Genomic DNA, 25,044 nt, shown 5'->3' with positions numbered 1-25,044 from the left:
TTTTTCTTTTAGAAAGTCAAGTGTTTATTTTCAACTTTTTCTTTCTTCACATCGTGTTATCACTTACTTTCTCAAGTTTGGCTTAAGGCTTTTATTTTCTAACCTCACCACCGAAGCGGTTTGCCGTGACAACGGATGCGCATTATAGGGAGGTGGCAGAATTACACAACCTTTTTTTTAAAAAAAAACACTGTTTGAGGATAAAATCACCACCTTGCCTTTTTTAGCCTCACAATGGTTATAAAAAGAGCAATTTTTCACCTATAATTCTTACTTTGACGTACTTATTTAGTACATTAACTCATAATAAGTTAACAAGTTACTTATCATTCTTTCTTTTTCATTTTTATGGCTATTGATATGAATAAACCTTTACGATCTTACTTGGGCATCTATCCTTCACTTGAACCACGAGTTTTTATCGATCCATCTTCAGTGGTTATTGGTGATGTACGATTAGCTAAAGATGTTAGTATTTGGCCTCTTTCCGTTTTACGTGGAGATGTTAACTACATTGCTATTGGTGCTCGTACGAATATTCAAGATGGCTCCGTATTACATGTGACACATAAATCCGCCAGCAATCCAGAGGGAAACCCACTAATCATTGGTGAAGATGTCACTGTTGGGCACAAAGTTATGCTTCATGGTTGCACTATTGGTAATCGAGTATTAGTCGGAATGGGTTCAATCGTAATTGATGGGGCTATAATAGAAGATGATGTCGTGATTGGTGCGAATAGTCTAGTTACTCAAGGTAAGCGTTTGGAATCTGGCTATTTATATATGGGCAGCCCAGCAAAAGCCATCAGGAAACTGACTGATGCTGAACTCGCGCATTTACGTTATTCCGCCAATAATTATGTTGAATGGAAAAATAATTATTTATCTTCTGATAATACGTAAATTCCATTTTCATCATCGAAGCCTTGTGCGATCAAGGCTTCGAACTCTTCTTCTACATCCCATCGATTTTGTTGAAAAAATACTAATGCCGTTTCTTCTTCACCATATCGTTGAAATAAAAGAGCTTGCGAAATAGTGCATTCCGCAAGTAGACCGCTAATTAACACAGGAAAACGCACCACCCCAGATGATTCATCCCATTCTTCCCTATCGGGGAATTGGATCAATTGATTCACCTTTTAATTCCTTATATAAAGCAGACAAAACAGGTGTAATTTCTGGTTGAACACCATGCCATAATTTGAACGAAAATGCGGCTTGCCCAACTAACATCCCAAGTCCATCAGCAATTTTTGTCACCTGATGTTGACGCGCAAACTCAAGGAAAGGTGTTAATGTTGCTTGATAAAACATGTCATAACAAGCAATTTTCTTTGTAAAAACAATTGGGTTAATCGCAGGGATCTCTCCACTAACACCTGATGACGTCGCATTTATAACCAGATCAAAATCTGCTGAGCCGATCTGTTCGAGCGCTTTTCCTCGAATCTTGCCTAATGAGGAGAACTCATTAACTAACGTTTCTACTTTAGAAAACGTTCTATTTGTCAGTGTGATATCACAACCAAACTCTAAAAGCGGTAATAATGCACCTCGTGTTGCTCCACCAGCACCGATGATGAGTACTCGACTATTTGGCTGCACAAATTCTAAACGTTGTAAGTCTAACAGTAACCCCATCCCATCTGTGTTATCACCAAGCAGTCGGTTATCATCAAGCTTCATCACCGTATTGACCGCACCACAAATTTGAGCACGCTCAGTCAACTCAGAAACAACTAAAAAAGCTCGTTCCTTAAATGGCAAGGTGATGTTTGCGCCTTTTCCACCTTGTGAAAAAAAAACGCCCAAACTTTCTTCAAAGTTTTCTATCGGTGCTAAAATTTTTTCATACTCAAGAGTAATCCCCGTTTGTTCTGCAAACATCTTATGTATAAACGGTGATTTACTGTGCTGAATCGGATTTCCAAAGACTGCAAACATTTCCATTAATATTATCCTTTACGATACAATTCGCCTGTCTTGGCATCCCTGATTTCAGATGGGTTCTGGCGGCCACCAACATTTCCATCAAGCACAGGCACCCTGTCATTAAACTGTGCAATAACCTCTTCAGTGGTTCTGCATGGCTCAAACCCGCTTAAATTGGCACTTGTTGATACCAATGGCTTACCATAATGACGACAAAGTTTTTTGACAAGTGCATGGTCGGTAACTCTCACGGCTAGTGTATCAAACCGCCCTGTTAACCATTTAGGTGTTGTCGCTTTAGCTGGAATAACCCATGTCACTGGCCCTGGCCATGTCGCGAACATCGCTTGTTTTTGCTCTTCCGTTAATTGTGCATCATCGATGTAATCTTTTAATTGCTCATAAGTATCAGCTATGAGAATCAATCCTTTTTCCCAAGGACGCTGTTTAAGGTCTAAAAGCTGATGAACTGCCGTCTCGCTATCAGGGTCACAACCTAAACCAAAAACAGCTTCAGTTGGATAGGCGATCACTTTTTCTTGTTTTAACGAAACAATAATACTTTCAATTGCAGGTGTAGATTCATTTGACATAGTTTTAACTCATTATTCTTCTTGTTGCTTACCGCAGCGTTTGCTGGCACAAAATAATCTTACTCCCAGTCCCCCCCTTTTTTCCATCAATAATGGATATTCACAAAACATACATTTACCAACAGTAGGCTTATTATTAAGAATAAACTGACAGTTAGGGTAGTTATCACAGGCATAAAAAGTCTTCCCAAAACGGGATTTTCTTTGGAGTAAATTGCCTTTTTGGCATTGTGGGCAAGGAACTTTTGTTTCATCTGGTTTATCTATGAGCTCAATATGCTCACATTCAGGGTAATGACTACAACCAATGAACATACCAAACCGACCTTGTTTCAATACCAGGTCATGCCCACACTGAGGACAAAGCTGCCCATCTAACACCTTGATAACATGACTTTCAATACTTGGCCTCAATGGGCGCATATAGTGACATTCTGGATAACTAGAGCATCCAAGAAAAGGCCCATGGCTACTATTACGGATCACCAGCAAAGAATTACACTCTGGGCAATATTCGTTTTTATCTGTATCAAAAGGCAATTGTTTCGACATTTTTTTCTCTTACTTTTAATCAATCAATTAACTTAGTCTGATATATCCACCAGAGCAGGAGCGAATCACACCATTAATTTCCATTTCTGTTAATATTGAAACAACTTGAGTAATCGGCATCTGAACTTGAGTCGCAATAGTATCCACTGGTGTAACTTGGTAGCCCACCACATCAAAAATTTTATTTTCAACCAAACTAAGCTTGGGAAGCGTGTCATTGTTCTTATAAGCATCGATGGGAAGCTCAGATTGGACCCAATTTAGCCCATCCCTTAAATGCTGTAAAATATCCTCAGCATCCACTAATAAATAAGCGCCTTGTTGCAATAACCAGAGGTTACCACCAAATGCAGGATTGCCAAGAGGTGCAGGAAGCGTAAAAAGGTCACGATTTTGCTCAATAGCATAACGCGCTGTAATTAAGGAGCCACTTTTCATACCCGCTTCTATGACGACTACCACTTTACTTAACCCGCTAATAATTCGATTTCGTCTTGGAAACTGTTTGGGTAATGGTGGAGTATCTGGCCAGTATTCCGATACGAGAGCCCCATTTTCTTTTATTTGTTCAGCAAGCGCATCATGTTGTTTCGGATAAATATTTTCCAAGCCACTACCCAAAACAGCAATAGTCACGCCATTGTTATCAAGTGCAGCCTTATGGCTTATCCCATCAATGCCTAACGCAAGTCCGCTGGTAATCGCCATCCCATATTGAACAAAATCCTTAACAAACTCCGTCGACCACTTTCTACCATACTCACTCGCTTGCCGACTTCCAACTAAAGCGATTTGTTGCGTTGCAAGTATTTCTTTTTTTCCTACCACAAAAAGCAAAAGTGGTGGGTGATGGATCTGTTTTAATAAAAAAGGATAAAGAGGGTCTATAAAAGTAATCATTTGATTACTTTTATCCATTAACCATTGTTGTACTTTTTCCAATCGGTGCTTTGGCACATTAAGGAATTGTAGCCTTTGTATTTCGTTTAAACCACAGTGTTGCAAAGCCCTATTACTGATTTTACTAAGTTGTTTTAGCTCATTAATAATGCCTACTGCATGAATGGGTAATAACCGACTTACCAGAGACATTCTTAACCATATTTCTTGGAGGTTCATTTCGTCATCCTGACTGATTAGTAGATATGTTCCTCAGTGAACAAATCATAACCAATACTGTCAATATGCCCGAGAAATGTCTAGAATAAGCATTAATTCCCATTCACTTTTTGGAAACCGCTCGAAAAATTTATGTCAGTCTTAAACGTATTACATTATCCAGACGAGCGCTTACGCACAATTGCTAAGCCAGTCGAAAAAGTTGATGCGCAAATTCAACTCATTGTAGATGATATGTTCGATACCATGTACGAGGAAGAAGGTATTGGGCTCGCTGCTACGCAAGTCGATATCCACCAGCGGATCATTGTTATTGATGTGTCTGAAACACGTGACCAACGTTTAGTGATTATCAATCCTGAATTATTAGATAAATCAGGTGAAACGGGTATCGAAGAAGGATGTCTTTCTATTCCTGAGCAACAAGGGTTTGTTCCTCGAGCAGAGCAAGTCAAAATCCGTGCATTAGATTATAATGGCGAGCTTTTTGAACTCGAAGCTGATGGTTTATTGGCTATTTGTATCCAACATGAAATGGATCACCTTGTTGGTAAGCTGTTTGTTGATTACTTATCGCCGTTAAAACGCCAACGTATTCGCCAGAAAGTTGAAAAGCTCGATAGGCTTAGAGCGAAAGAGGCAAAAAATAGCTAGTTTAGTGAATAAAAACAGGGAAATTAACGTGTCAGAACCATTAAAAATTATCTTTGCAGGAACGCCTGATTTTGCAGCAAAACATTTAGCTGCTCTTCTTGGAACCCAGCACCAAATCGTTGGCGTTCTTACTCGCCATGATAAACCTGCAGGTAGAGGTAAAAAACTAACGCCGAGCCCTGTAAAAGTTTTAGCGCAGGAACATGACATCCCTGTTTTTCAACCCATATCTCTAAGAGGCGCTGAAAATCAACAGTGGCTCAAAGACAGAAATGCAGATCTCATGATAGTTGTCGCATATGGTTTGATTTTACCCCAAGCTGTTTTAGACATTCCTCGCTTAGGCTGTTTGAATGTACATGGTTCCTTATTGCCTCGTTGGCGTGGAGCGGCACCGATTCAACGCTCAATTTGGGCCGGGGACGCTGAAACAGGGGTGACAATTATGCAGATGGATGCGGGATTAGATACGGGCGACATGCTGTATAAAGCTGTCTGCCCCATCACGCCGAACGACACCAGTGCAACCCTGTATGAAAAACTCGCTATCACTGGGCCGGAAGCTTTAATTCATACGGTTAATATGTTATCTACGGGCCAATGTACACCAGAAAAGCAAAATGATGCTCTTGCCAATTACGCAGAAAAACTCTCTAAAGAAGAAGCTCGTATTGATTGGCAACAAGATGCGGCTCATATTGAACGTTGTATCCGTGCATTTAATCCATGGCCGATGAGCTATTTTGTGGTTCAGGAACAACTGATTAAGGTTTGGCAAGCTGAAGTGATTGAAGATTTACAAGGTAAGCAACCTGGCACAATCATTCGTGCGGATAAAAATGGGATATGCATTGCTACGGGGAATGGCGTATTAAATATCACCCAATTACAACCACCAGGCAAAAAAGCCATGAGTGCGCAGGACATACTAAACTCCCGCCGTGAATGGTTTACCCCAGAGCAAATTCTCGATTAACGAATCTGTAAACTGCCTGAAATATCAGGCAGTTTTATTTTAGTAACTAAAAGACCCATCTTCACTTATGAAAAACACATACAATTTGCGTAGTCTCGCTGCGACTGCAATTAACCAAGTTATCGATAATGGGCAATCATTAAGTACTGTTTTGCCTGATTTGCAACGTAATATCAACGATAAAGATAGAGCATTATTACAAGAGATTTGCTTTGGTGTTCTACGTTATTTACCTAAGCTTGAATGGTTTATTAGCCAATTAATGGAAAAACCGCTCACGGGTAAACAGAGAACCTTGCACTATCTAATTATGGTCGGTATCTATCAGCTACTCTACACACGTATACCAGCACATGCAGCATTAGCTGAAACCGTAAATGGTGCCGTCGCACTCAAACGCCCTCAACTAAAAGGCTTAATCAATGGTGTCTTACGTTCTTTTCAACGCCAACAGGTTCAATTAGAAGAACGGATCGCGAATAACAATAGCCAATACCTTCACCCGAGTTGGTTACTCAAGCGTTTACAAGTTGCTTATCCTAATGATTGGCAAACTATTGTTGAAGCAAATAATCAGCGCCCACCTATGTGGCTAAGAGTCAACTCCCAACATCATACTGCAGAGCAATATCTTGGTCTGTTAGAACAAGCAGAAATAGCGGCACACTTGCACTCAACTCATCCCAGTGCTATCCGCTTAGAGGAACCTACCGCAGTCACAAAATTACCAGGCTTCGATGAGGGTTGGTCAACAGTACAAGATGTTTCTGCTCAAGGCTGTGCAGAACGACTTGAACCACAAAATGGTGAAAATATTTTAGATTTATGTGCGGCACCAGGTGGCAAAACAACACATATTTTAGAGCTCGCACCAAAAGCTAATGTACTTGCAGTTGATATTGATGAAACCCGTCTAAAACGAGTAAAAGATAATTTAATTCGTCTTAAGCAACACGCTACTGTCGTGCAAGGAGACGGTACACAGCCCGAAAAATGGGCTGATGGGCAGCAATTTGATCGAATTTTACTTGATGCACCTTGTTCGGCGACTGGAGTTATCCGTCGCCACCCTGATATAAAATGGCTACGTCGTGACTCCGATATCAATGAACTGGCAGAATTACAGGCTAAAATCTTAGAGGCTGTTTGGCCTTATCTAAAAGCAGGTGGTACTTTATTGTATGCGACCTGTTCTGTCATGCCTGAAGAAAACTGTCAGCAAATACAACGGTTCCTTACTAAACATTCCGATGCACATCTAAATGATGGGACAGAGGCAGGACTGCAAATATTGCCAAGTGCTGAAGGTGGTGATGGCTTCTTTTATGCACGTATAATAAAACAAGTACAATAATAAGTCATGAGTTACCTAATATAGGAATATGCAATGAAAATCATTATTCTAGGCGCTGGGCAAGTCGGTGGCACACTTGCTGAAAATTTAGTTGATGAGAACAATGATATTACAGTCGTTGATACCGATGGCGATCGTCTGCGCCAGCTGCAAGATCAATTCGATCTACGTGTCGTCAATGGTCATGGCTCCCATCCACGCGTGCTTCGTGACGCAGGGGCTGAAGATGCTGATATGTTAGTCGCGGTCACTAACTCTGACGAAACAAATATGATTGCTTGCCAAATTGCATATAGCCTATTTAATACTCCGAATAAAATTGCACGGATCAGAGCCACCGAATATATCCGTGAGGCAGATAAGCTTTTTCTTCCTGAGCAGATCCCAATTGACTACCTGATATCACCTGAGCAATTGGTTATCGACTATATCTATAAACTGATTCAATATCCTGGTGCTCTTCAGGTTGTTAATTTTGCGGAAGGTAAAGTCAGTATTGTTGCTGTAAAAGCTTACTATGGTGGTTCACTGGTAGGGAATGCTTTATCTAGCTTACGTGAACATATGCCACATATAGATACGCGAGTTGTTGCGATATTTCGGCAAGATCGCCCTATTCGTCCTCAAGGCTCAACGGTTATTGAAGCAGGTGATGAAGTCTTCTTTGTCGCTTCAACACAACATATTCGCGCAGTAATGAGTGAGCTACAAAGGCTGGAAAAACCCTATAAGCGCTTAATGATTGTGGGTGGAGGAAATGTTGGTGCAGGTCTAGCTCGGCGTTTAGAAAAAGATTATAGCGTTAAGCTTATCGAGCGAAACCAGCAACGCGCGACTGAATTAGCACAACTGCTACATGATACCATCGTATTTTATGGTGATGCATCTGACCAAGAGCTACTCACTGAAGAACATATTGAGCAAATGGATGTGTTTATCGCCCTCACAAATGATGATGAAGCTAATATTATGTCTGCAATGTTAGCGAAAAAAATGGGGGCCAAAAAAGCAATGGTGCTTATCCAGCGTTCAGCCTACGTTGAGCTTGTTCAGGGGGGAGTGATTGATATTGCCGTCTCTCCTCAGCAAGCCACGATCTCTGCTTTATTAAGCCATGTAAGAAAAGCCGATATTGTTAGTGTTTCTTCTTTAAGAAGAGGTGTCGCAGAGGCCATTGAAGCTATTGCACACGGTGATGAAAATACCTCAAAAGTGGTCGGTAAAAAAATATCTGAAATTAAACTTCCTCCAGGAACAATTATTGGCGCAATAGTTCGAGAAGAGGAAGTTATTATAGCTAGCGATTATCATATTATTGAACAAGGTGACCATGTCATTATGTTTATTACAGATAAAAAATACGTTCCTGACGTAGAGAAATTATTCCAGCCAAGCCCGTTCTTTTTATAAAATAATAAAAAGAACGTAAATATTTGCAGCTTAATAAATCTAGCGACTATAATTTGTTAACCTAACACGCACTTTGTTTCAATTGAATTATTTATTAAGGGGTCGTCGATGAGTTTTTTAAAAGATTTTCGCGAATTTGCCATGAAAGGCAATGTAGTAGATATGGCTGTCGGTATTATTATTGGTGCTGCATTTGGTAAGATTGTTTCTTCATTAGTTGCTGATGTCATCATGCCCCCATTAGGCCTACTCATTGGTGGGGTAGACTTTAAATCATTTAGTGTTGTACTAAAAGAAGCACAAGGTGATTTGCCAGCTGTTGTACTTAATTATGGAATGTTTATACAAACTGTATTTGACTTTGTTATTGTAGCTTTTGCGATCTTTATGGCAATTAAAGTAATGAATAAAGTTCGTCGTGAAAAAGAAGCTGCACCAGCTGAACCAACGCCGCCCTCTACTGAAGAAGTTTTATTATCAGAAATTCGTGATTTATTGAAAGAGCAGAATAAAAAATAACTAAAAAGCCAGTGGTAATAAGTAAATAAACCTATTACCGCTGGCCTCCCAGTTATTTGCCTTATTATTTTTTCCTTTTCTTGTATAACTTCCTTTTCCTTTTTTATTTTTTTCTACTCGTTGACGAAATAATGGGTCATGAAGTAATGCTTCAATTGCATTATCTTTTATCTCACCACGTTTGTGTTGATATTTACTCATAATATACCTTCTTTAGTTTCAGTTAATAACCTTAATAAACCTTAGATGCACCCCGCTCTAGAATCTCCATAATAGAACAGTATGTTGACGCATGTTCCTCACCACAGCATGCAGAACTCAACATCTTCAGTGAATCACGCATGATAATAAGCTCTTGAATCTTTTTTTCAACTTCCAGTAATCTGATATCGACAATATGTTTAGACTCCTGGCAAGTATGGTGTTCTGGATCAACACGAATAGACAACAGCTCTGATATTGCTTCTAAAGTAAAACCTAATTGCTTTGCATAACGGATAAAACGCAATCTCTGAAGGTCTTGTTCTGTAAATAAACGATAACCACCTTCGGTACGTACTTTGTGCCCCATTAGCCCTTGTTTCTCATAGAAGCGAACTGTATCGGGAGTCACATCGGCTAACTTGGCAATTTCACCTATCTTATACATACTCATAATGCTTTACCTGTAAATAAGGATTGATAGTAGAAAATTCAAGGGAAGAACAAATCATTCGAAGGGTAAGAATAGCAGGTACAAAAAAACCGGGCAAATATACCCGGTTTTCTTGAAAGCTACTGTAGATTACTCTGCAGCTGCTTCTTGAGACTCAACAGCACGGTCAACAAGCTCGATGTAAGCCATCGGAGCGTTGTCGCCTGTACGGAAGCCACACTTAAGAATACGAGTGTAACCACCAGCACGAGCTGCGAAACGAGGTCCCAGTTCATTAAATAATTTTGCAACGATCTCGTTATCACGAGTACGTGCGAATGCCAGACGACGATTAGCTACGCTGTCGGTCTTGGCAAGAGTAATCAGCGGCTCAACGACGCGACGCAGTTCTTTCGCTTTAGGCAGAGTCGTCTTGATGATCTCATGACGAACTAAAGAACCAGCCATGTTACGGAACATAGCTTGGCGGTGGCTGCTGTTGCGGTTCAATTGACGACCACTCTTACGATGGCGCATGACCTTATCCTTCTCAGTAAAACCTTAACCTGTGATCTTAATCATCAGCAATACTTGCTGGTGGCCAATTTTCTAAGCGCATGCCCAGAGAAAGACCACGAGATGCCAAGACGTCCTTAATTTCAGTAAGAGATTTCTTACCAAGGTTAGGCGTTTTAAGCAACTCAACTTCTGTACGCTGTACCAGATCACCGATGTAGTGGATAGCTTCTGCTTTAAGGCAGTTAGCAGAGCGGACAGTCAATTCCAGATCGTCAACTGGGCGCAATAAGATAGGATCGAATTCTGGTTTTTCTTCTTTAACTTCTGGTTGACGTACATCACGTAAATCAACAAAAGCTTCAAGCTGTTCAGCCAGAATGGTCGCTGCACGGCGAATCGCCTCTTCAGGATCGATTGTACCATTAGTTTCCATTTCGATAACTAACTTATCCAAGTCAGTACGTTGCTCAACACGAGCTGCTTCAACATTGTAGGCAATACGCTCTACAGGGCTGTAGCAAGCATCGACTAACAAACGACCAATTGGGCGCTCATCTTCTTCCGAATGAACTCGGGCAGAAGCCGGCACATAACCACGACCACGCTGAACTTTAATACGCATATTAATTGATGCGTTTTCGTCAGTCAGGTGGCAGATGATATGCTGTGGCTTGACGATTTCGACATCACCATCATGGATGATATCGGCTGCAGTCACAGGGCCAATGCCAGATTTATTCAAGGTTAAAATAACTTCATCTTTCCCCTGAACTTTTACCGCCAGCCCTTTCAGGTTGAGGAGAATCTCCAGGATATCTTCCTGTACACCTTCTTTGGTGCTGTACTCATGCAGTACACCATCAATCTCAACCTCTGTCACCGCACAACCCGGCATAGACGAAAGCAGAATACGGCGCAGTGCGTTACCTAGAGTATGGCCAAAGCCACGCTCTAAAGGCTCAAGGGTCACCTTAGCGTGCGTCGAACTCACTTGCTCGATATCTACCAGGCGCGGTTTTAGAAACTCTGTCACAGAACCCTGCATTGTGTCCTCTCTTTGGTGCTAAGCTTTACTTGGAGTAAAGCTCGACGATCAGGTGTTCGTTAATGTCCGCAGACAAGTCAGTACGTTCAGGAATACGTTTGAACACACCTTCCATTTTAGCAGCATCAACTTCCAGCCAAGTTGGCTTCTCACGCTGTTCAGCCAGCTCTAAAGCAGCCTTAATACGAGACTGTTTTTTAGCTTTCTCACGAACGCTGATAACGTCATTCGGGGAAACCTGATAAGAAGCGATATTAACAACACGACCATTTACCATGATAGCTTTATGGCTAACCATTTGACGTGCTTCTGCGCGAGTTGCGCCAAAGCCCATACGATAAACGACGTTATCAAGACGACCTTCCAGCAGAGTCAGCAGGTTTTCACCTGTGTTGCCTTTTAGACGTGTTGCTTCTTTGTAATAGTTACGGAATTGACGTTCCAGAACACCGTAGATACGACGAACTTTTTGTTTTTCACGTAACTGAACACCGTAGTCAGACAGACGCGGTTTACGCGCTCCGTGCTGGCCTGGTGCCTGTTCTAATTTACACTTGGTGTCAATCGCGCGAACACCAGACTTCAGAAAGAGGTCTGTTCCTTCGCGACGGCTCAGCTTGAGCTTAGGACCCAAATATCTAGCCATTTTCTTTCTCCAACAGTCCTAAAAAAAACGAAACGTATTAAACGCGACGTTTTTTCGGTGGGCGACAACCGTTATGAGGGATAGGAGTCACATCAGTAATATTAGTGATGCGGAAACCAGCGGCGTTCAGAGCACGAATTGTTGATTCGCGACCCGGACCCGGTCCCTTAACCATAACTTCCAGGTTTTTGATTCCGTATTCTTTCACAGCTTCTGCGCAACGCTCTGCCGCAACCTGAGCTGCGAACGGAGTGGATTTGCGAGAACCACGGAAACCGGAACCACCGGCAGTTGCCCAACCTAATGCGTTACCCTGACGGTCAGTAATTGTAACGATTGTGTTGTTGAAAGAAGCATGGATATGAGCCACACCGTCTGAGACTTGTTTTCTTACACGCTTACGTGCACGAACTGGTGCCTTTGCCATTATTCAATACCCCGACTTATTTCTTGATCGGCTTACGCGGACCCTTGCGGGTACGAGCGTTAGTCTTAGTACGCTGTCCGCGCACAGGAAGACCACGACGATGACGTAAACCACGGTAACATCCAAGGTCCATCAGACGCTTGATGCTCAGGGTAATTTCACGACGTAGGTCACCTTCTACCACATACTTGGCAACTTCGTCACGCAGCTTGTCGATTTGTTCTTCAGACAGCTCACTGATCTTAACATTTTCAGCAATACCAGTTGCTTCACAGATAGCCTGTGAACGTGTTTTGCCGATTCCGAAAATCGATGTTAAAGCGATTACGGTATGTTTATGATCAGGAATGTTAATGCCTGCTATACGGGCCACTATGCACTCCTAAGTTAAAATATACATTACTGTGCTGAAAAGCCCGTTTTCAGGATACTCAAACAATAATGTATCTTAGATAAAAAAGATTGGCTGGCTAATTTAGCCAGCTCAACCCAACTTTGCAAGAAAAAAATGCTTTTTCTTAACCTTGACGTTGTTTATGTCTTGGTTCAACACTGCAAATTACACGAACGCTACCATGGCGACGGATAACTTTACAGTTACGGCATAATTTCTTGACGGAAGCACGAACTTTCATTTTTACTCTCCGTAACTTCTAGCAAACCATAACCACACTAAGTGATTATTTACCTTTAAGGTTTGCTTTCTTCAATGCAGACTCATACTGACTTGACATCATCAGAGTTTGCACTTGAGCCATAAAGTCCATGATAACGACAACCACAATTAAGAGGGAAGTACCACCAAAGTAGAAAGGTACTTTCATTGCGTCACGCATGAACTCCGGGATTAGGCAGATAAAGGTAATGTATAACGCACCAACTAATGTCAGGCGAGTCATTACCTTATCAATGTACTTGGCCGTTTGCTCTCCCGGACGAATTCCTGGTACAAATGCACCGGACTTCTTCAGGTTATCTGCTGTTTCTCTCGGGTTGAAAACCAACGCCGTATAGAAGAAACAGAAGAAGATGATCGCAGAAGCATAAAGCAACACATATAACGGTTGACCAGGCTGTAAGTACATAGAAATTGTAGTCAGCCAGTCCCAGCCAGTTCCATCACCAAACCAAGATGCTATTGTACCTGGGAATAGTATGATACTGGAAGCAAAAATTGCAGGAATTACACCCGCCATATTCACTTTTAACGGTAAATGTGTACTTTGTGCTGCATAAACACGGCGTCCTTGCTGACGTTTAGCGTAATTAACGACAATACGACGTTGACCACGTTCCATAAACACAACAAAGAAAGTTACCGCGAATACTAACACCGCAACCAACAGCAACAGGAGGAAGTGCAGATCGCCTTGCCGAGCTTGCTCGATGGTATGGCCAATGGCCGGCGGTAATCCCGCAACGATACCAGCGAAGATAATGATTGAAATACCGTTACCGATACCTCTTTCAGTTATCTGTTCGCCTAACCACATAAGGAACATGGTTCCTGTGACTAAGCTAACAACTGCCGTAAAGTAGAACGGAAGGCCTGGATCAATCACTAATCCTTGCATCCCTGGCATATTCGGTAGACCCATTGCAATACCAATAGATTGGAATATTGCTAATACCAGAGTACCCCAACGAGTATATTGGCTTATCTTCCGACGACCTGCTTCTCCTTCCTTCTTAATCTCTGCTAATCGTGGATTAACCACTGATAATAATTGGACAATGATCGATGCCGAAATATACGGCATGATACCCAAAGCAAAGATAGAAGCACGGCTAAGAGCACCACCAGAGAACATGTTAAACATTTCAATGATGGTGCCTTGTTGCTGTTCGAGCAATTTGGCAAGCACAGTGGCATCAATACCAGGGATTGGAATAAAAGAACCAATTCGGAATACAATTAGCGCACCAATTACAAACAAAAGTCTGCGTTTAAGTTCGCCAGCTCCACCTTTGGCACTTTGAAAATCTAATCCTGGTTGTTTAGCCATCTGTCACTTATTCCTCAATTTTACCGCCGGCAGCTTCGATTGCAGCGCGAGCACCTTTAGTAACACGAAGGCCACGTACAGTAACTGCACGGTTCACTTCGCCAGACAGAATAACTTTCGCAAATTCAATCTGGATGCCAACAACGTTCGCGGCTTTCAGTGCGTTCAGATCAATAACATCGCCTTCAACAGCTGCAAAATCAGACAGACGAATCTCTGCAGTGATCATTGCTTTGCGTGAAGTAAAGCCGAATTTCGGCAAACGACGGTATAAAGGCATCTGGCCACCTTCGAAACCACGGCGTACGCCACCGCCAGAACGAGATTTCTGACCTTTGTGACCACGTCCGCCAGTTTTACCCAGACCAGAACCGATACCACGACCTACGCGTTTAGGCGCGTGCTTGGCACCTTCAGCCGGAGACAGAGTATTTAAACGCATCTCTTACTCCTCAACTTTAACCATGTAGGAAACCAAGTTGACCATACCACGAACGGCAGGAGTATCCTCACGTTCTACTGTATGACCAATGCGACGCAGACCTAAACCGACCAGTGTTGCCTTATGCTTAGGCAGACGACCGATTGAACTGCGAACTTGTGTAATTTTAATAGTCTTAGCCATGGCTGATTACCCCAGAATTTCTTCGACGGATTTTCCACGCTTAGCTGCGACCATTTCTGGAGACTTCATGCTGTCTAAAGCATCCAGTGTTGCACGAACCACGTTGATTGGGTTTGTGGAACCGTAGGTTTTAGCCAGTACGTTGCGAACTCCAGCTACTTCTAACACTGCACGCATTGCACCACCGGCAATAATACCAGTACCTTCGTGAGCAGGTTGCATAAACACGCGGGAACCGGTGTGTGTACCTTTCACTGGGTGGAATAATGTGCCGTTGTTAAGAGCAACGGTTTTCATACTGCGACGGGCTTTTTCCATCGCTTTCTGGATTGCTGCCGGAACTTCGCGCGCTTTGCCGTAGCCAAAACCAACGCGACCGTTACCATCACCAACTACAGTCAGTGCGGTAAAGCTGAAAATACGGCCACCTTTAACGGTTTTTGCTACGCGGTTTACCGCGATCAGCTTTTCCTGCAGTTCGCCAGCTTGTTTTTCGATGTGAGACATCTTACACCTCTACCTTAGAACTGAAGGCCAGCTTCACGGGCAGCATCTGCCAGTGCCTGGACTCTACCATGATATTGGAAACCAGAACGGTCAAAAGCAACAACAGTGATGCCTTTTTCCAGTGCGCGTTCAGCAACTAATTTACCAACTGCTGCTGCTGCGTCTTTGTTTCCAGTAAACTTAACTTGTTCATTGATAGCTTTTTCTGTAGTAGAAGCTGCAACCAATGTTTCAGAACCGTTTGGTGCGATAACCTGCGCATAAATATGGCGTGGAGTACGATGTACCACCAGGCGAGTCGCACCCAATTCTTGGATCTTACGGCGTGCGCGGGTCGCACGACGGATACGAGCTGCTTTCTTATCCATAGTGTTACCTTACTTCTTCTTAGCCTCTTTGGTACGCACGATTTCATCGGCGTAACGAACACCTTTACCTTTGTAAGGCTCAGGACGACGGTAAGCACGCAGTTCTGCTGCAACTTGACCAATCACTTGCTTATCCGCACCTTTCAGTACGATTTCAGTTTGTGTTGGACATTCAGCAGTAATGCCTGCTGGCAGTGCGTGTTCAACCGGATGCGAGAAACCTAAAGACAAGCTAACAGCATTGCCTTTGATTGCTGCACGGTAACCAACACCAACCAGTTGAAGCTTTTTAGTGAAGCCATCGGTAACACCAACAACCATTGCATTGCACAGTGAACGAGTAGTACCCGCTTGTGCCCACGCATCTTCAAAACCATCACGTGGTCCGAAAGTTAAATGGCCATCTTCATGTTTAACTTCAACTGCATTATGGATAGTACGAGTAAGCTCGCCGTTTTTACCCTTAATCGAAATAACCTGACCGTTGAGTTTTACCTCTACGCCGGCAGGAATGACGACGGGTGCTTTTGCCACACGAGACATTCTTTCCTCCCGAATTAAGCTACGTAGCAGAGAATCTCGCCACCAAGACCAGCTTGGCGAGCTGCACGATCAGTCATGACACCTTTAGAGGTAGAAACAACAGCGATACCTAGGCCAGCCATAACTTGTGGCAGCTCATCTTTTTTCTTATAGATGCGCAGACTTGGGCGGCTTACACGCTGAATGCTTTCTACAACAGCCTTACCTTGGAAATAACGTAAAGTCAGTTCCAATTCTGGCTTGATGTCGCCTTCAATTTTAAAATCTTCAATATAACCTTCTTCCTTCAGCACTTTGGCAATCGCCACTTTCAGCTTGGAGGAAGGCATGGTGACCGCAACTTTGTTCGCGGCCTGACCGTTACGGATACGGGTCAGCATATCCGCGATGGGATCTTGCATGCTCATCTGTCTTTACTCCCGTGATTCAAATGGAATTACCAACTTGCCTTTTTAAGGCCCGGGATTTCACCGCGCATAGCGGCTTCACGGACTTTAATACGGCTCAGACCAAACTTCCGCAGGAAACCGTGCGGACGCCCTGTTTGACGGCAGCGGTTACGCTGACGAGAAGGACTTGAATCACGTGGCAGTGTTTGCAGCTTGAGAACAGCGTCCCAGCGATCTTCATCAGATGCTTTAACATCAGAGATGATAGCTTTCAATTCAACGCGTTTTGCGAAGAACTTCTCAGCTAATTTAGCACGTTTAACATCACGCGCTTTCATAGATTTCTTAGCCATGAGTACCCTGCCTTACTTGCGGAACGGGAAGTTGAACGCTGCTAACAGTGCGCGACCTTCGTCATCTGATTTCGCAGTAGTGGTGATAGTAATATCTAAACCACGTACACGATCCACTTTATCGTAATCGATTTCAGGGAAGATGATTTGTTCACGAACACCCATGCTGTAGTTACCGCGACCATCGAAAGACTTAGCGGACAAGCCACGGAAGTCACGAATACGTGGTACAGCAATAGAAATCAGACGCTCAAGGAACTCCCACATGCGTTCACCACGCAGGGTTACTTTACAGCCGATTGGATAGCCCTGACGGATTTTGAAGCCTGCAACAGATTTGCGTGCTTTGGTGATCAATGGTTTTTGACCAGAGATAGCTGTTAAATCAGCTGCTGCGTTATCCAGCAGTTTTTTATCAGCAATCGCTTCACCAACACCCATATTCAGGGTGATCTTCTCGACCCGAGGGACTTGCATGACAGAAGAGTAACTAAACTCAGTCATGAGTTTATTAACAACTTCGTCTTTATAGTAATCATGCAGTTTCGCCATCGTATACTCCAAAAATTACTTGATAGTTTCACTGTTAGATTTGAAGAAACGGACTTTTTTGCCGTCTTCGAATCTAAAGCCTACACGGTCTGCCTTACCAGTTGCCGCGTTAAAGATTGCAACGTTAGAAACTTGAATAGCCGTTTCTTTTTCAACGATGCCACCTGGTTGATTCAGAGCCGGAACTGGCTTCTGATGTTTTTTAACCAGATTGATACCTTCAACGATAACTTTACCAGAAGAAAGAACCTGTTTTACTTTACCGCGCTTACCTTTGTCTTTACCAGTTAGCACGATAACTTCGTCATCACGACGGATTTTCGCTGCCATAGTTCGCTCCTTAGAGTACTTCAGGTGCCAGAGAGATAATTTTCATAAACTTCTCATTACGAAGTTCACGAGTTACCGGCCCAAAAATACGCGTACCGATTACTTGCTCGCTGTTATTGTTTAATAACACACAAGCATTACCATCGAAGCGAATGACAGAACCGTCAGGGCGACGTACACCCTTCTTGGTGCGCACCACTACCGCTTTCAGGACATCACCCTTTTTAACTTTACCGCGTGGAATTGCTTCTTTAACAGTAATTTTAATGATGTCGCCTACATGTGCATAGCGACGGTGCGAGCCACCTAGAACCTTGATACACATTACGCGACGTGCACCGGAGTTGTCGGCCACGTTCAGCATAGTCTGTTCTTGGATCATTTTAGTGCTCCGCTAAATGTCAACTACTACTGAGCCACCTCATTATGAAGAGGCCGTTCAAATATACCCATACTACGAGGGCGCGGCATTATAACACCACATCAACGCGATGGACAGAAAAAAATAAACGGCTCAGTCAAAAAGAGCCGTTTATTCATCACGAAAAATCTATTCTATTACAGAACAGCTTTTTCTACAACGCGAACTAAGGCCCAAGACTTAGTCTTAGACAGTGGACGAGTTTCGCGGATTTCTACCACGTCACCAATTCCACATTCATTGTTCTCGTCATGTACGTGCAATTTAGTCGTACGACGGATGAATTTACCATACAGAGGGTGTTTCACCATACGCTCGATAGCAACAACAATAGATTTCTCCATTTTATCGCTAACTACACGACCTTGCAGAGTACGGATTTTATCGCTCATTACGCACCTGCCTTCTCAGTCAGTAAAGTCTTCACACGTGCGATATCGCGACGCACTTGTTTCAACAGATGAGACTGTTGCAGCTGACCGCTTGCAGCTTGCATACGTAAATTAAATTGTTCACGCAGCAGATTCAGCAGTTCAGCATTCAGCTCTTCAACGCTTTTTACGCGCAGCTCTTGTGCTTTCATTACATCACCGTCTTAGTTACAAAGGTGGTTTTGATAGGCAGTTTCGCTGCTGCCAGAGAGAATGCCTCACGAGCCAGCTCTTCAGGCACACCGTCCATTTCGTACAGGACTTTTCCAGGCTGGATTAAGGCAACCCAATATTCTACGTTACCTTTACCTTTACCCATACGAACTTCGAGTGGTTTCTCAGTGATTGGTTTGTCTGGGAACACACGGATCCAGATTTTACCTTGACGCTTAATAGCACGGGTCATAGCACGACGTGCCGCTTCGATCTGACGTGCAGTCAGACGACCACGGCCAACAGCTTTAAGACCGAAAGTGCCGAAGCTAACATCCGTACCTTGCGCTAGACCACGGTTGCGGCCCTTGTGCACCTTACGGAATTTTGTACGCTTTGGTTGTAACATCAGCGACTCTCCTTACTTGCGGCCTTTACGCTGCTGCTTTTTAGGTTGAGCAGCTGGTTTCTCAGCTTGTTCAACAGCAGCCATACCACCCAGAATCTCACCTTTGAAGATCCATACCTTAACGCCGAGAACACCATATGTAGTGTGCGCTTCTGAAGTGTTGTAATCGATATCAGCACGTAATGTGTGCAGTGGCACACGGCCTTCACGATACCACTCGGTACGAGCGATTTCAGCACCGCCTAAACGGCCACTGACTTCAACTTTGATACCTTTAGCGCCCAGACGCATTGCGTTCTGTACTGCACGCTTCATAGCACGACGGAACATAACACGACGTTCCAGCTGTGAAGAGATGCTGTCAGCAACTAATTTTGCGTCTAGTTCTGGTTTACGAACTTCGGCGATATTGATTTGCGCAGGAACACCAGCGATATCCGCTACTGTTTTACGCAGTTTTTCAACGTCTTCACCTTTCTTACCGATAACGATACCTGGGCGAGCAGTGTGAATAGTCACACGGATGCTTTTCGCAGGACGTTCGATAACGATGCGAGAGATTGACGCTTTTGCCAGTTCTTTATTCAAGTACTGACGTACTTTAAAATCGCTGTCTAGGTTGTCAGCGAATTCATTAGTATTCGCATACCAAGTAGAGTTCCAAGGTTTGACAATACCCAGGCGAATACCATTAGGATGTACTTTCTGACCCATTGCTAGTCTCCAGAGTCTCAGCGATCGGACACAACCACAGTAATGTGGCTGGTGCGCTTAAGAATACGATCTGCACGGCCTTTCGCACGCGGCATGATGCGTTTCATAGTTGGACCATCGTCTACGAAAATTTTCGCAACTTTCAGGTCATCAATGTCAGCGCCATCGTTTTGCTCTGCGTTAGCAATTGCAGATTCAAGTACTTTCTTCACTAAACCAGCAGCTTTCTTGTTGGTGTAGGTCAGAATTTCCAGAGCTTGCGACACTTTCTTACCGCGAATCAGGTCGGCGACTAAGCGAACCTTCTGGGCAGAAGAACGAGCGTGGCGATGTATAGCTAAAGTTTCCATCTCTTCCTCCTATCCTTAACGTTTCTTAGCTTTCTTATCTGCCGCATGGCCGCGATAAGTGCGAGTCGGTGCGAATTCACCCAGTTTGTGACCAACCATTTCGTCGGTTACGAAAACTGGAACATGCTGACGACCATTATGGACAGCGATGGTCAATCCGATCATATTAGGAAAGATCGTTGAACGACGGGACCAAGTCTTGAGAGGCTTCTTGTCTCCGCTTTCCACCGCTTTCTCTACCTTCTTCAGCAAGTGCAGGTCAATGAAAGGACCTTTCTTGAGAGAACGTGGCATGGCTTATCCTCTAATTATTTTTTAGAACGATGACGTACGATGAATTGATCAGTACGCTTGTTGCTACGAGTTTTCTTACCTTTGGTCTGAACGCCCCATGGTGTTACTGGGTGTTTACCAAAGTTACGGCCTTCACCACCACCATGTGGATGGTCTACTGGGTTCATCGCAGTACCGCGAACGGTAGGACGAATACCACGCCAGCGGCTAGCACCAGCTTTACCGAGAACACGTAACATATGTTCAGCGTTACCAACTTCACCTAAGGTTGCACGGCAATCTGCTAATACTTTACGCATTTCACCAGAACGCAGACGTAATGTTACATAAGCACCATCACGAGCAACGATTTGAGCGTAAGTACCTGCTGAACGCGCTAACTGACCACCTTTACCTGGTTTCAGTTCAATGTTGTGAACTGTAGAACCAACAGGGATGTTGCGCATTGGCATTGCATTACCAGCTTTGATTGCTGAATCAACACCAGATTGAATCTGGTCGCCAGCTTTCAGGCCTTTTGGTGCAAGAATATAACGACGTTCACCGTCTTTATATAGAACCAGTGCGATGTTCGCAGAACGATTTGGATCATATTCCAAACGCTCAACAACAGCAGGGATACCATCTTTGTTGCGTTTAAAGTCAACTAAACGATAATGCTGCTTATGGCCACCACCGATGTGACGGGTAGTGATACGGCCATTGTTGTTACGACCACCGGATTTGCTGTTTTTTTCTAACAGCGGAGCATAAGGTTTACCCTTATGCAGCTCAGGGTTAACCACTTTAACTACGTGGCGACGGCCCGGAGACGTAGGTTTACATTTAACAACTGCCATTGTTCTTTACTCCTCCGACTTACTCTGCGCCGCTAATGAAGTCCAGATTCTGGCCTTCTTTCAGCGTAACGTAAGCTTTTTTCCAGTCGCTACGACGACCAGTACGCTGACCGTGGCGTTTAGTTTTGCCTTTAACCAGCAAAGTGTTAACACCTTCAACTTCAACTTCAAACAGTTTCTGTACAGCAGCTTTGATTTCTGCTTTAGTTGCATCTTTTGCAACTTTGAGAACGATGGTATTGCTTTTTTCCATCGCTGTAGAAGCTTTTTCAGATACATGCGGCGCGCGCAGTACTTTCAGCAGACGTTCTTCACGGATCATGCCAGCATCTCCTCAACTTGCTTCACAGCATCAGCAGTCATAACCACTTTGTCGAAAGCAATCAGGCTAACTGGGTCGATACCTGCTACATCACGAACGTCAACCTTGTACAGGTTACGTGCTGCTAAGAACAGATTTTCATCTAATTCAGCAGTGATGATCAGAACATCTTGCAGAGCCATATCTTTCAATTTCTGTGCCAGCAACTTAGTTTTAGGTGCTTCAACAGAGAACTGTTCGACAACGATCAGACGATCTTGACGTACCAACTCAGAGAGGATGCTTTTTAAAGCACCACGGTACATCTTTTTATTAACTTTTTGACTGTGGTCCTGTGGTTTAGCTGCGAAGCTAACACCACCAGAGCGCCAGATTGGGCTCTTGATTGAACCAGAACGTGCACGGCCTGTGCCTTTTTGACGCCATGGTTTTTTACCTGAACCAGAAACTTCAGCACGAGTTTTCTGAGCACGAGTACCTTGACGAGCACCAGCTGCATACGCAACAACTACTTGGTGAACAAGCGCTTCATTGAAATCACGCCCGAAGGTAGTTTCGGAAACAGTCAGCGCGCTTTGCGCGTCTTTCATTACCAATTCCATTCCTATCTCCTTGACGTTAAGCCTTGACAGCCGGTTTTACGATCAGGTTGCTACCAGTTGCTCCTGGAACAGCACCTTTGACCAGCAGCAGGTTGCGCTCAGCGTCAACACGTACTACATCTAAGCTTTGAACAGTTACACGTTCATTACCCAGTTGGCCTGCCATTTTCTTGCCTTTGAACACTTTGCCCGGAGTCTGGTTCTGACCGATAGAACCCGGAACACGGTGTGACAAGGAGTTACCGTGAGTAGCATCTTGAGTACGGAAATTCCAGCGTTTAACTGTGCCAGCAAAACCTTTACCTTTAGATGTACCAGTAACGTCGACTTTTTTAACGTCAGCGAAAATTTCAACGCTAATGCTTTGACCTGCAGTAAATTCAGCACCTTCTTCAGTACGGAATTCGCGCAGAATACGGCCAGCTTCAACGCCAGCTTTAGCGAAATGACCTGCTTCAGGTTTAGTTACACGGTTAGCTTTTTTGCTACCAGTAGTAACCTGAATTGCATTGTAACCGTCAGTTTCTGCAGTTTTAACCTGAGTAACGCGGTTATTTTCAATTTCGATAACAGTTACAGGGATAGAAACACCATCTTCAGTGAAGATACGTGTCATTCCCACTTTCTTACCGACTAAACCAATCATTGTTTCAACCTCTCAATCGTTCGACGACCTGATTAACCCAGGCTGATCTGCACGTCAACGCCGGCAGCCAGGTCCAGACGCATCAGAGCATCAACGGTCTTCTCGGTTGGCTCAACGATGTCAACCAGACGTTTGTGAGTGCGAATTTCGTACTGATCACGCGCATCTTTATTAACGTGCGGAGAAATCAGAACGGTAAAACGCTCTTTACGTGTCGGCAGCGGGATAGGACCACGTACCTGCGCACCAGTGCGCTTAGCAGTCTCTACGATTTCCGCAGTTGATTGATCGATTAAACGATGATCAAAAGCTTTAAGGCGGATACGGATTCTTTGGTTCTGCATGAGACCAGAGCTCCAACTATTTTATAAACGTAAATGATTACTCCTCGCACCCATTTCGATTGATGGGGGAGTGTAATCGTCTTAGTGTAACCCCCATATCGGGAGTATTGTCTAAATGAGCAACAAATCGTTGGCTCAATACTGATATTTCAGTCCTAATAAATTAGGGCTTACTCATCAGTAAGCCCGCGCATTATACGTAAATTATTGCGAAACGCAAGCAATCGGGGAAAATATGTGCGAATTTTCTCATGGTCATAACAAAAAAACGCCCAACTCTGATGGATTCAGAAGTTAGGCGCCTATCAAAATCAAAAATCTCACAGAAGGTTGAAATCTAAAGTCACTACTCTTCGATCACTTGAGCTTGTAGATAATTTTGAATACCTAAGCGAACAATTAAATCTAACTGTGTTTCTATCCAATCAATATGATTTTCTTCATCCGCTAAAATTTCAATCATCAGATCTCGGCTGACATAATCATGGATAGAATCTGCGTACTTAATTGCCTCTTTTAAGTTTTTTGCGCCATCAAGTTCAAGCTGTAAATCTGACTTAAGCATTTCTTCCACATCCTCACCGATGTTTAACTTACCTAAGTCTTGTAAATTAGGAATACCTTCAAGGAAAAGAATACGCTCTATGTATTTATCGGCATGTTTCATTTCATCGATTGATTCATGATATTCCATCTCATTGAGACGTGTCAGCCCCCAATTTTTAAACATACGTGCATGTAAAAAATATTGGTTAATTGCGACTAGCTCATTGCCCAACAATTTATTAAGGTGGGCTATCATTTTTTTATCGCCTTTCATTTGTACCCTCCATCGCTTCCAGTCTTTTAAGTGTAGTACTGAAATTGATTAGCAGAGTAATTTTTACACAAGCATTTATGTAAAAGGCAATAAAACTAATTGGAAGATAATTTGAAGGGTAAGCGATTATGCAACTTCAATAGCACAAATCTCTTCTAGCTGGATAAGCTCTTGTTGTAAAATCTCTCTTGTTTGCCGAATACACTTTCCACATTCACGACCGACAGGCAATACTTGTCGCAACCCTTTTAATGAGCTGACTTGGTATTTCCTTACCGCATTTCTGATTTGCTTATCTGTAATGGCTTCACAAAGACAAACGTACATATTTTTTAGCCTGTATAAATTATATACGCATATTTTAAATAAAAATGATTCGCATTTCAATTACCATTACAGATTATTTACACAGGCTTCTACATCTATATTTAATTTAAAAATAGTTCTCATTTCGACTCATATTTATTTACCGACACATAAGTTGCAATTCTGCAACAAGCATAACGAATTAATATCTAATAACTAATTTTTCTAAGAGAAATAATTTCTATGGAGAAGTTAAAACATTGGAGAAGGGATACGAGCAGATATAAAAAAGGCACCAATTAAGGTGCCCTTTTCTAACATTTTGTGATGCTAT

The 25,044-nt window shown here is 43.2% G+C and carries 43 protein-coding genes; 6 read left to right on the top strand and 37 right to left on the bottom strand.

Annotated elements, in window-relative coordinates:
* Window positions 1-360: 360 nt before the first annotated feature.
* Complete coding sequence (locus PSF27_RS19995; RefSeq protein WP_206086934.1) at window positions 361-906, top strand: gamma carbonic anhydrase family protein; 546 nt, start codon at window positions 361-363, stop codon at window positions 904-906.
* Here PSF27_RS19995 and PSF27_RS19990 read toward each other — a convergent pair.
* From PSF27_RS19990 to dprA, 5 genes are read right to left on the bottom strand one after another with little or no spacing between them, the layout of a single operon-like run.
* Window positions 882-1,142 carry a DUF1488 domain-containing protein gene (locus PSF27_RS19990; RefSeq protein WP_272682116.1) on the bottom strand — a complete coding sequence of 87 codons (261 nt, stop codon included), beginning with the start codon at window positions 1,140-1,142 and terminating at the stop codon, window positions 882-884. The two genes, PSF27_RS19995 and PSF27_RS19990, sit on opposite strands and share 25 nt — an antisense overlap.
* The gene (gene aroE / locus PSF27_RS19985) at window positions 1,114-1,956 is read right to left on the bottom strand and encodes a shikimate dehydrogenase (RefSeq protein WP_206086932.1); all 843 of its coding nucleotides are present in this window, start codon (window positions 1,954-1,956) and stop codon (window positions 1,114-1,116) included. Before aroE ends, PSF27_RS19990 begins: the two co-directional genes overlap by 29 nt.
* 5 nt (window positions 1,957-1,961) lie before the next feature.
* On the bottom strand, window positions 1,962-2,531 hold the full coding sequence (tsaC, locus tag PSF27_RS19980; RefSeq protein WP_206086931.1) for an L-threonylcarbamoyladenylate synthase type 1 TsaC: 570 nt from the start codon (window positions 2,529-2,531) through the stop codon (window positions 1,962-1,964).
* Between the two features lie 12 nt (window positions 2,532-2,543).
* Entirely contained in the window at window positions 2,544-3,083 is a 540-nt protein-coding gene (locus PSF27_RS19975) for a DNA topoisomerase family protein (RefSeq protein ID WP_206086930.1), read from the bottom strand.
* A 27-nt stretch (window positions 3,084-3,110) separates the two neighbouring features.
* Window positions 3,111-4,202 carry a DNA-processing protein DprA gene (gene dprA / locus PSF27_RS19970; RefSeq protein WP_272682115.1) on the bottom strand — a complete coding sequence of 364 codons (1,092 nt, stop codon included), beginning with the start codon at window positions 4,200-4,202 and terminating at the stop codon, window positions 3,111-3,113.
* Between the two features lie 132 nt (window positions 4,203-4,334).
* Here dprA and def point away from each other — a divergent pair, with 132 nt between their 5' ends.
* The 5 genes from def to mscL all read left to right on the top strand — a co-directional run bounded on the left by def (window position 4,335) and on the right by mscL (window position 9,115).
* Window positions 4,335-4,856 carry a peptide deformylase gene (def, locus tag PSF27_RS19965; RefSeq protein WP_272682114.1) on the top strand — a complete coding sequence of 174 codons (522 nt, stop codon included), beginning with the start codon at window positions 4,335-4,337 and terminating at the stop codon, window positions 4,854-4,856.
* Between the two features lie 28 nt (window positions 4,857-4,884).
* A complete protein-coding gene (gene fmt, locus PSF27_RS19960) occupies window positions 4,885-5,832 on the top strand; it encodes a methionyl-tRNA formyltransferase (protein WP_272682113.1) in 948 nt (315 codons plus the stop codon).
* 67 nt (window positions 5,833-5,899) lie between these two features.
* Window positions 5,900-7,186 carry a 16S rRNA (cytosine(967)-C(5))-methyltransferase RsmB gene (rsmB, locus tag PSF27_RS19955; protein ID WP_272682112.1) on the top strand — a complete coding sequence of 429 codons (1,287 nt, stop codon included), beginning with the start codon at window positions 5,900-5,902 and terminating at the stop codon, window positions 7,184-7,186.
* Between the two features lie 33 nt (window positions 7,187-7,219).
* The gene (gene trkA, locus PSF27_RS19950; RefSeq protein WP_206086925.1) at window positions 7,220-8,596 is read left to right on the top strand and encodes a Trk system potassium transporter TrkA; all 1,377 of its coding nucleotides are present in this window, start codon (window positions 7,220-7,222) and stop codon (window positions 8,594-8,596) included.
* 108 nt (window positions 8,597-8,704) lie between these two features.
* Window positions 8,705-9,115: a large-conductance mechanosensitive channel protein MscL gene (mscL, locus tag PSF27_RS19945; RefSeq protein WP_206086924.1), complete on the top strand. Its 411-nt coding sequence runs from the start codon at window positions 8,705-8,707 to the stop codon at window positions 9,113-9,115.
* On the opposite strand, the gene PSF27_RS19940 is transcribed toward mscL, so the two are convergent.
* The 32 genes from PSF27_RS19940 to bfd form a co-directional block, all read right to left on the bottom strand.
* Complete coding sequence (locus PSF27_RS19940) at window positions 9,116-9,316, bottom strand: alternative ribosome-rescue factor A (RefSeq protein ID WP_047756676.1); 201 nt, start codon at window positions 9,314-9,316, stop codon at window positions 9,116-9,118.
* A gap of 31 nt (window positions 9,317-9,347) precedes the next feature.
* Entirely contained in the window at window positions 9,348-9,764 is a 417-nt protein-coding gene (zntR, locus tag PSF27_RS19935) for a Zn(2+)-responsive transcriptional regulator (RefSeq protein ID WP_272516391.1), read from the bottom strand.
* 135 nt (window positions 9,765-9,899) lie between these two features.
* Window positions 9,900-10,286: a 50S ribosomal protein L17 gene (rplQ, locus tag PSF27_RS19930; RefSeq protein WP_014657271.1), complete on the bottom strand. Its 387-nt coding sequence runs from the start codon at window positions 10,284-10,286 to the stop codon at window positions 9,900-9,902.
* Between the two features lie 37 nt (window positions 10,287-10,323).
* Entirely contained in the window at window positions 10,324-11,313 is a 990-nt protein-coding gene (locus PSF27_RS19925) for a DNA-directed RNA polymerase subunit alpha (RefSeq protein WP_206086923.1), read from the bottom strand.
* A gap of 25 nt (window positions 11,314-11,338) precedes the next feature.
* Window positions 11,339-11,959, bottom strand: a complete 621-nt coding sequence (rpsD, locus tag PSF27_RS19920) for a 30S ribosomal protein S4 (RefSeq protein WP_004265487.1) — start codon at window positions 11,957-11,959, stop codon at window positions 11,339-11,341.
* Between the two features lie 37 nt (window positions 11,960-11,996).
* Entirely contained in the window at window positions 11,997-12,386 is a 390-nt protein-coding gene (gene rpsK, locus PSF27_RS19915; protein WP_004388621.1) for a 30S ribosomal protein S11, read from the bottom strand.
* A 16-nt stretch (window positions 12,387-12,402) separates the two neighbouring features.
* On the bottom strand, window positions 12,403-12,759 hold the full coding sequence (rpsM, locus tag PSF27_RS19910) for a 30S ribosomal protein S13 (protein WP_004907144.1): 357 nt from the start codon (window positions 12,757-12,759) through the stop codon (window positions 12,403-12,405).
* Window positions 12,760-12,904: 145 nt separating this feature from the next.
* A complete protein-coding gene (rpmJ, locus tag PSF27_RS19905) occupies window positions 12,905-13,021 on the bottom strand; it encodes a 50S ribosomal protein L36 (protein ID WP_206086922.1) in 117 nt (38 codons plus the stop codon).
* A gap of 45 nt (window positions 13,022-13,066) precedes the next feature.
* Complete coding sequence (gene secY, locus PSF27_RS19900) at window positions 13,067-14,392, bottom strand: preprotein translocase subunit SecY (protein WP_206086921.1); 1,326 nt, start codon at window positions 14,390-14,392, stop codon at window positions 13,067-13,069.
* Window positions 14,393-14,399: 7 nt separating this feature from the next.
* On the bottom strand, window positions 14,400-14,834 hold the full coding sequence (gene rplO, locus PSF27_RS19895; RefSeq protein ID WP_206086920.1) for a 50S ribosomal protein L15: 435 nt from the start codon (window positions 14,832-14,834) through the stop codon (window positions 14,400-14,402).
* A 3-nt stretch (window positions 14,835-14,837) separates the two neighbouring features.
* Window positions 14,838-15,017 (bottom strand): 50S ribosomal protein L30, encoded by a 180-nt coding sequence (gene rpmD / locus PSF27_RS19890; RefSeq protein WP_004265475.1) that lies wholly within the window; start codon window positions 15,015-15,017, stop codon window positions 14,838-14,840.
* A 6-nt stretch (window positions 15,018-15,023) separates the two neighbouring features.
* Window positions 15,024-15,524 carry a 30S ribosomal protein S5 gene (rpsE, locus tag PSF27_RS19885; protein ID WP_006657022.1) on the bottom strand — a complete coding sequence of 167 codons (501 nt, stop codon included), beginning with the start codon at window positions 15,522-15,524 and terminating at the stop codon, window positions 15,024-15,026.
* Between the two features lie 14 nt (window positions 15,525-15,538).
* Entirely contained in the window at window positions 15,539-15,892 is a 354-nt protein-coding gene (gene rplR / locus PSF27_RS19880; protein ID WP_006657021.1) for a 50S ribosomal protein L18, read from the bottom strand.
* A gap of 9 nt (window positions 15,893-15,901) precedes the next feature.
* Complete coding sequence (gene rplF, locus PSF27_RS19875; RefSeq protein WP_206086919.1) at window positions 15,902-16,435, bottom strand: 50S ribosomal protein L6; 534 nt, start codon at window positions 16,433-16,435, stop codon at window positions 15,902-15,904.
* A gap of 14 nt (window positions 16,436-16,449) precedes the next feature.
* Window positions 16,450-16,842 (bottom strand): 30S ribosomal protein S8, encoded by a 393-nt coding sequence (gene rpsH / locus PSF27_RS19870; protein ID WP_004907134.1) that lies wholly within the window; start codon window positions 16,840-16,842, stop codon window positions 16,450-16,452.
* 29 nt (window positions 16,843-16,871) lie between these two features.
* Window positions 16,872-17,177 (bottom strand): 30S ribosomal protein S14, encoded by a 306-nt coding sequence (rpsN, locus tag PSF27_RS19865; RefSeq protein WP_004265458.1) that lies wholly within the window; start codon window positions 17,175-17,177, stop codon window positions 16,872-16,874.
* Between the two features lie 12 nt (window positions 17,178-17,189).
* Entirely contained in the window at window positions 17,190-17,729 is a 540-nt protein-coding gene (rplE, locus tag PSF27_RS19860; protein WP_206086918.1) for a 50S ribosomal protein L5, read from the bottom strand.
* 15 nt (window positions 17,730-17,744) lie between these two features.
* Entirely contained in the window at window positions 17,745-18,059 is a 315-nt protein-coding gene (rplX, locus tag PSF27_RS19855) for a 50S ribosomal protein L24 (RefSeq protein ID WP_047756683.1), read from the bottom strand.
* 10 nt (window positions 18,060-18,069) lie between these two features.
* Entirely contained in the window at window positions 18,070-18,441 is a 372-nt protein-coding gene (rplN, locus tag PSF27_RS19850; RefSeq protein ID WP_004265449.1) for a 50S ribosomal protein L14, read from the bottom strand.
* 176 nt (window positions 18,442-18,617) lie between these two features.
* On the bottom strand, window positions 18,618-18,872 hold the full coding sequence (rpsQ, locus tag PSF27_RS19845; protein ID WP_042847566.1) for a 30S ribosomal protein S17: 255 nt from the start codon (window positions 18,870-18,872) through the stop codon (window positions 18,618-18,620).
* Entirely contained in the window at window positions 18,872-19,063 is a 192-nt protein-coding gene (gene rpmC / locus PSF27_RS19840) for a 50S ribosomal protein L29 (protein ID WP_206086917.1), read from the bottom strand. The genes rpsQ and rpmC overlap by 1 nt, the downstream gene beginning before the upstream one ends.
* Window positions 19,063-19,473, bottom strand: a complete 411-nt coding sequence (gene rplP / locus PSF27_RS19835) for a 50S ribosomal protein L16 (RefSeq protein WP_004265436.1) — start codon at window positions 19,471-19,473, stop codon at window positions 19,063-19,065. The genes rpmC and rplP overlap by 1 nt, the downstream gene beginning before the upstream one ends.
* 12 nt (window positions 19,474-19,485) lie before the next feature.
* Entirely contained in the window at window positions 19,486-20,187 is a 702-nt protein-coding gene (rpsC, locus tag PSF27_RS19830; RefSeq protein WP_004907131.1) for a 30S ribosomal protein S3, read from the bottom strand.
* A 17-nt stretch (window positions 20,188-20,204) separates the two neighbouring features.
* The gene (gene rplV, locus PSF27_RS19825) at window positions 20,205-20,537 is read right to left on the bottom strand and encodes a 50S ribosomal protein L22 (RefSeq protein ID WP_206086916.1); all 333 of its coding nucleotides are present in this window, start codon (window positions 20,535-20,537) and stop codon (window positions 20,205-20,207) included.
* Window positions 20,538-20,552: 15 nt separating this feature from the next.
* Window positions 20,553-20,831 carry a 30S ribosomal protein S19 gene (gene rpsS / locus PSF27_RS19820; RefSeq protein WP_004265426.1) on the bottom strand — a complete coding sequence of 93 codons (279 nt, stop codon included), beginning with the start codon at window positions 20,829-20,831 and terminating at the stop codon, window positions 20,553-20,555.
* A 14-nt stretch (window positions 20,832-20,845) separates the two neighbouring features.
* Entirely contained in the window at window positions 20,846-21,670 is an 825-nt protein-coding gene (gene rplB, locus PSF27_RS19815; protein WP_206086915.1) for a 50S ribosomal protein L2, read from the bottom strand.
* 19 nt (window positions 21,671-21,689) lie between these two features.
* On the bottom strand, window positions 21,690-21,992 hold the full coding sequence (gene rplW, locus PSF27_RS19810; RefSeq protein WP_206086914.1) for a 50S ribosomal protein L23: 303 nt from the start codon (window positions 21,990-21,992) through the stop codon (window positions 21,690-21,692).
* The gene (gene rplD, locus PSF27_RS19805) at window positions 21,989-22,594 is read right to left on the bottom strand and encodes a 50S ribosomal protein L4 (RefSeq protein ID WP_206086913.1); all 606 of its coding nucleotides are present in this window, start codon (window positions 22,592-22,594) and stop codon (window positions 21,989-21,991) included. The genes rplW and rplD overlap by 4 nt, the downstream gene beginning before the upstream one ends.
* 16 nt (window positions 22,595-22,610) lie before the next feature.
* Window positions 22,611-23,240 carry a 50S ribosomal protein L3 gene (gene rplC, locus PSF27_RS19800; protein WP_206086912.1) on the bottom strand — a complete coding sequence of 210 codons (630 nt, stop codon included), beginning with the start codon at window positions 23,238-23,240 and terminating at the stop codon, window positions 22,611-22,613.
* Between the two features lie 32 nt (window positions 23,241-23,272).
* Window positions 23,273-23,584: a 30S ribosomal protein S10 gene (rpsJ, locus tag PSF27_RS19795; protein WP_001181005.1), complete on the bottom strand. Its 312-nt coding sequence runs from the start codon at window positions 23,582-23,584 to the stop codon at window positions 23,273-23,275.
* 346 nt (window positions 23,585-23,930) lie between these two features.
* Entirely contained in the window at window positions 23,931-24,404 is a 474-nt protein-coding gene (gene bfr / locus PSF27_RS19790; RefSeq protein ID WP_206086911.1) for a bacterioferritin, read from the bottom strand.
* 126 nt (window positions 24,405-24,530) lie between these two features.
* Window positions 24,531-24,731, bottom strand: a complete 201-nt coding sequence (bfd, locus tag PSF27_RS19785) for a bacterioferritin-associated ferredoxin (protein WP_206086910.1) — start codon at window positions 24,729-24,731, stop codon at window positions 24,531-24,533.
* Between the last annotated feature and the right edge of the window lie 313 nt (window positions 24,732-25,044).

This window comes from Providencia sp. PROV129 (assembly GCF_028482245.1).
In the GTDB taxonomy this organism is placed as follows: domain Bacteria; phylum Pseudomonadota; class Gammaproteobacteria; order Enterobacterales; family Enterobacteriaceae; genus Providencia; species Providencia vermicola.
The sequence above is the reverse complement of the archived record's forward strand: the minus strand, read 5'-3'. Positions and strand labels throughout refer to the sequence as shown.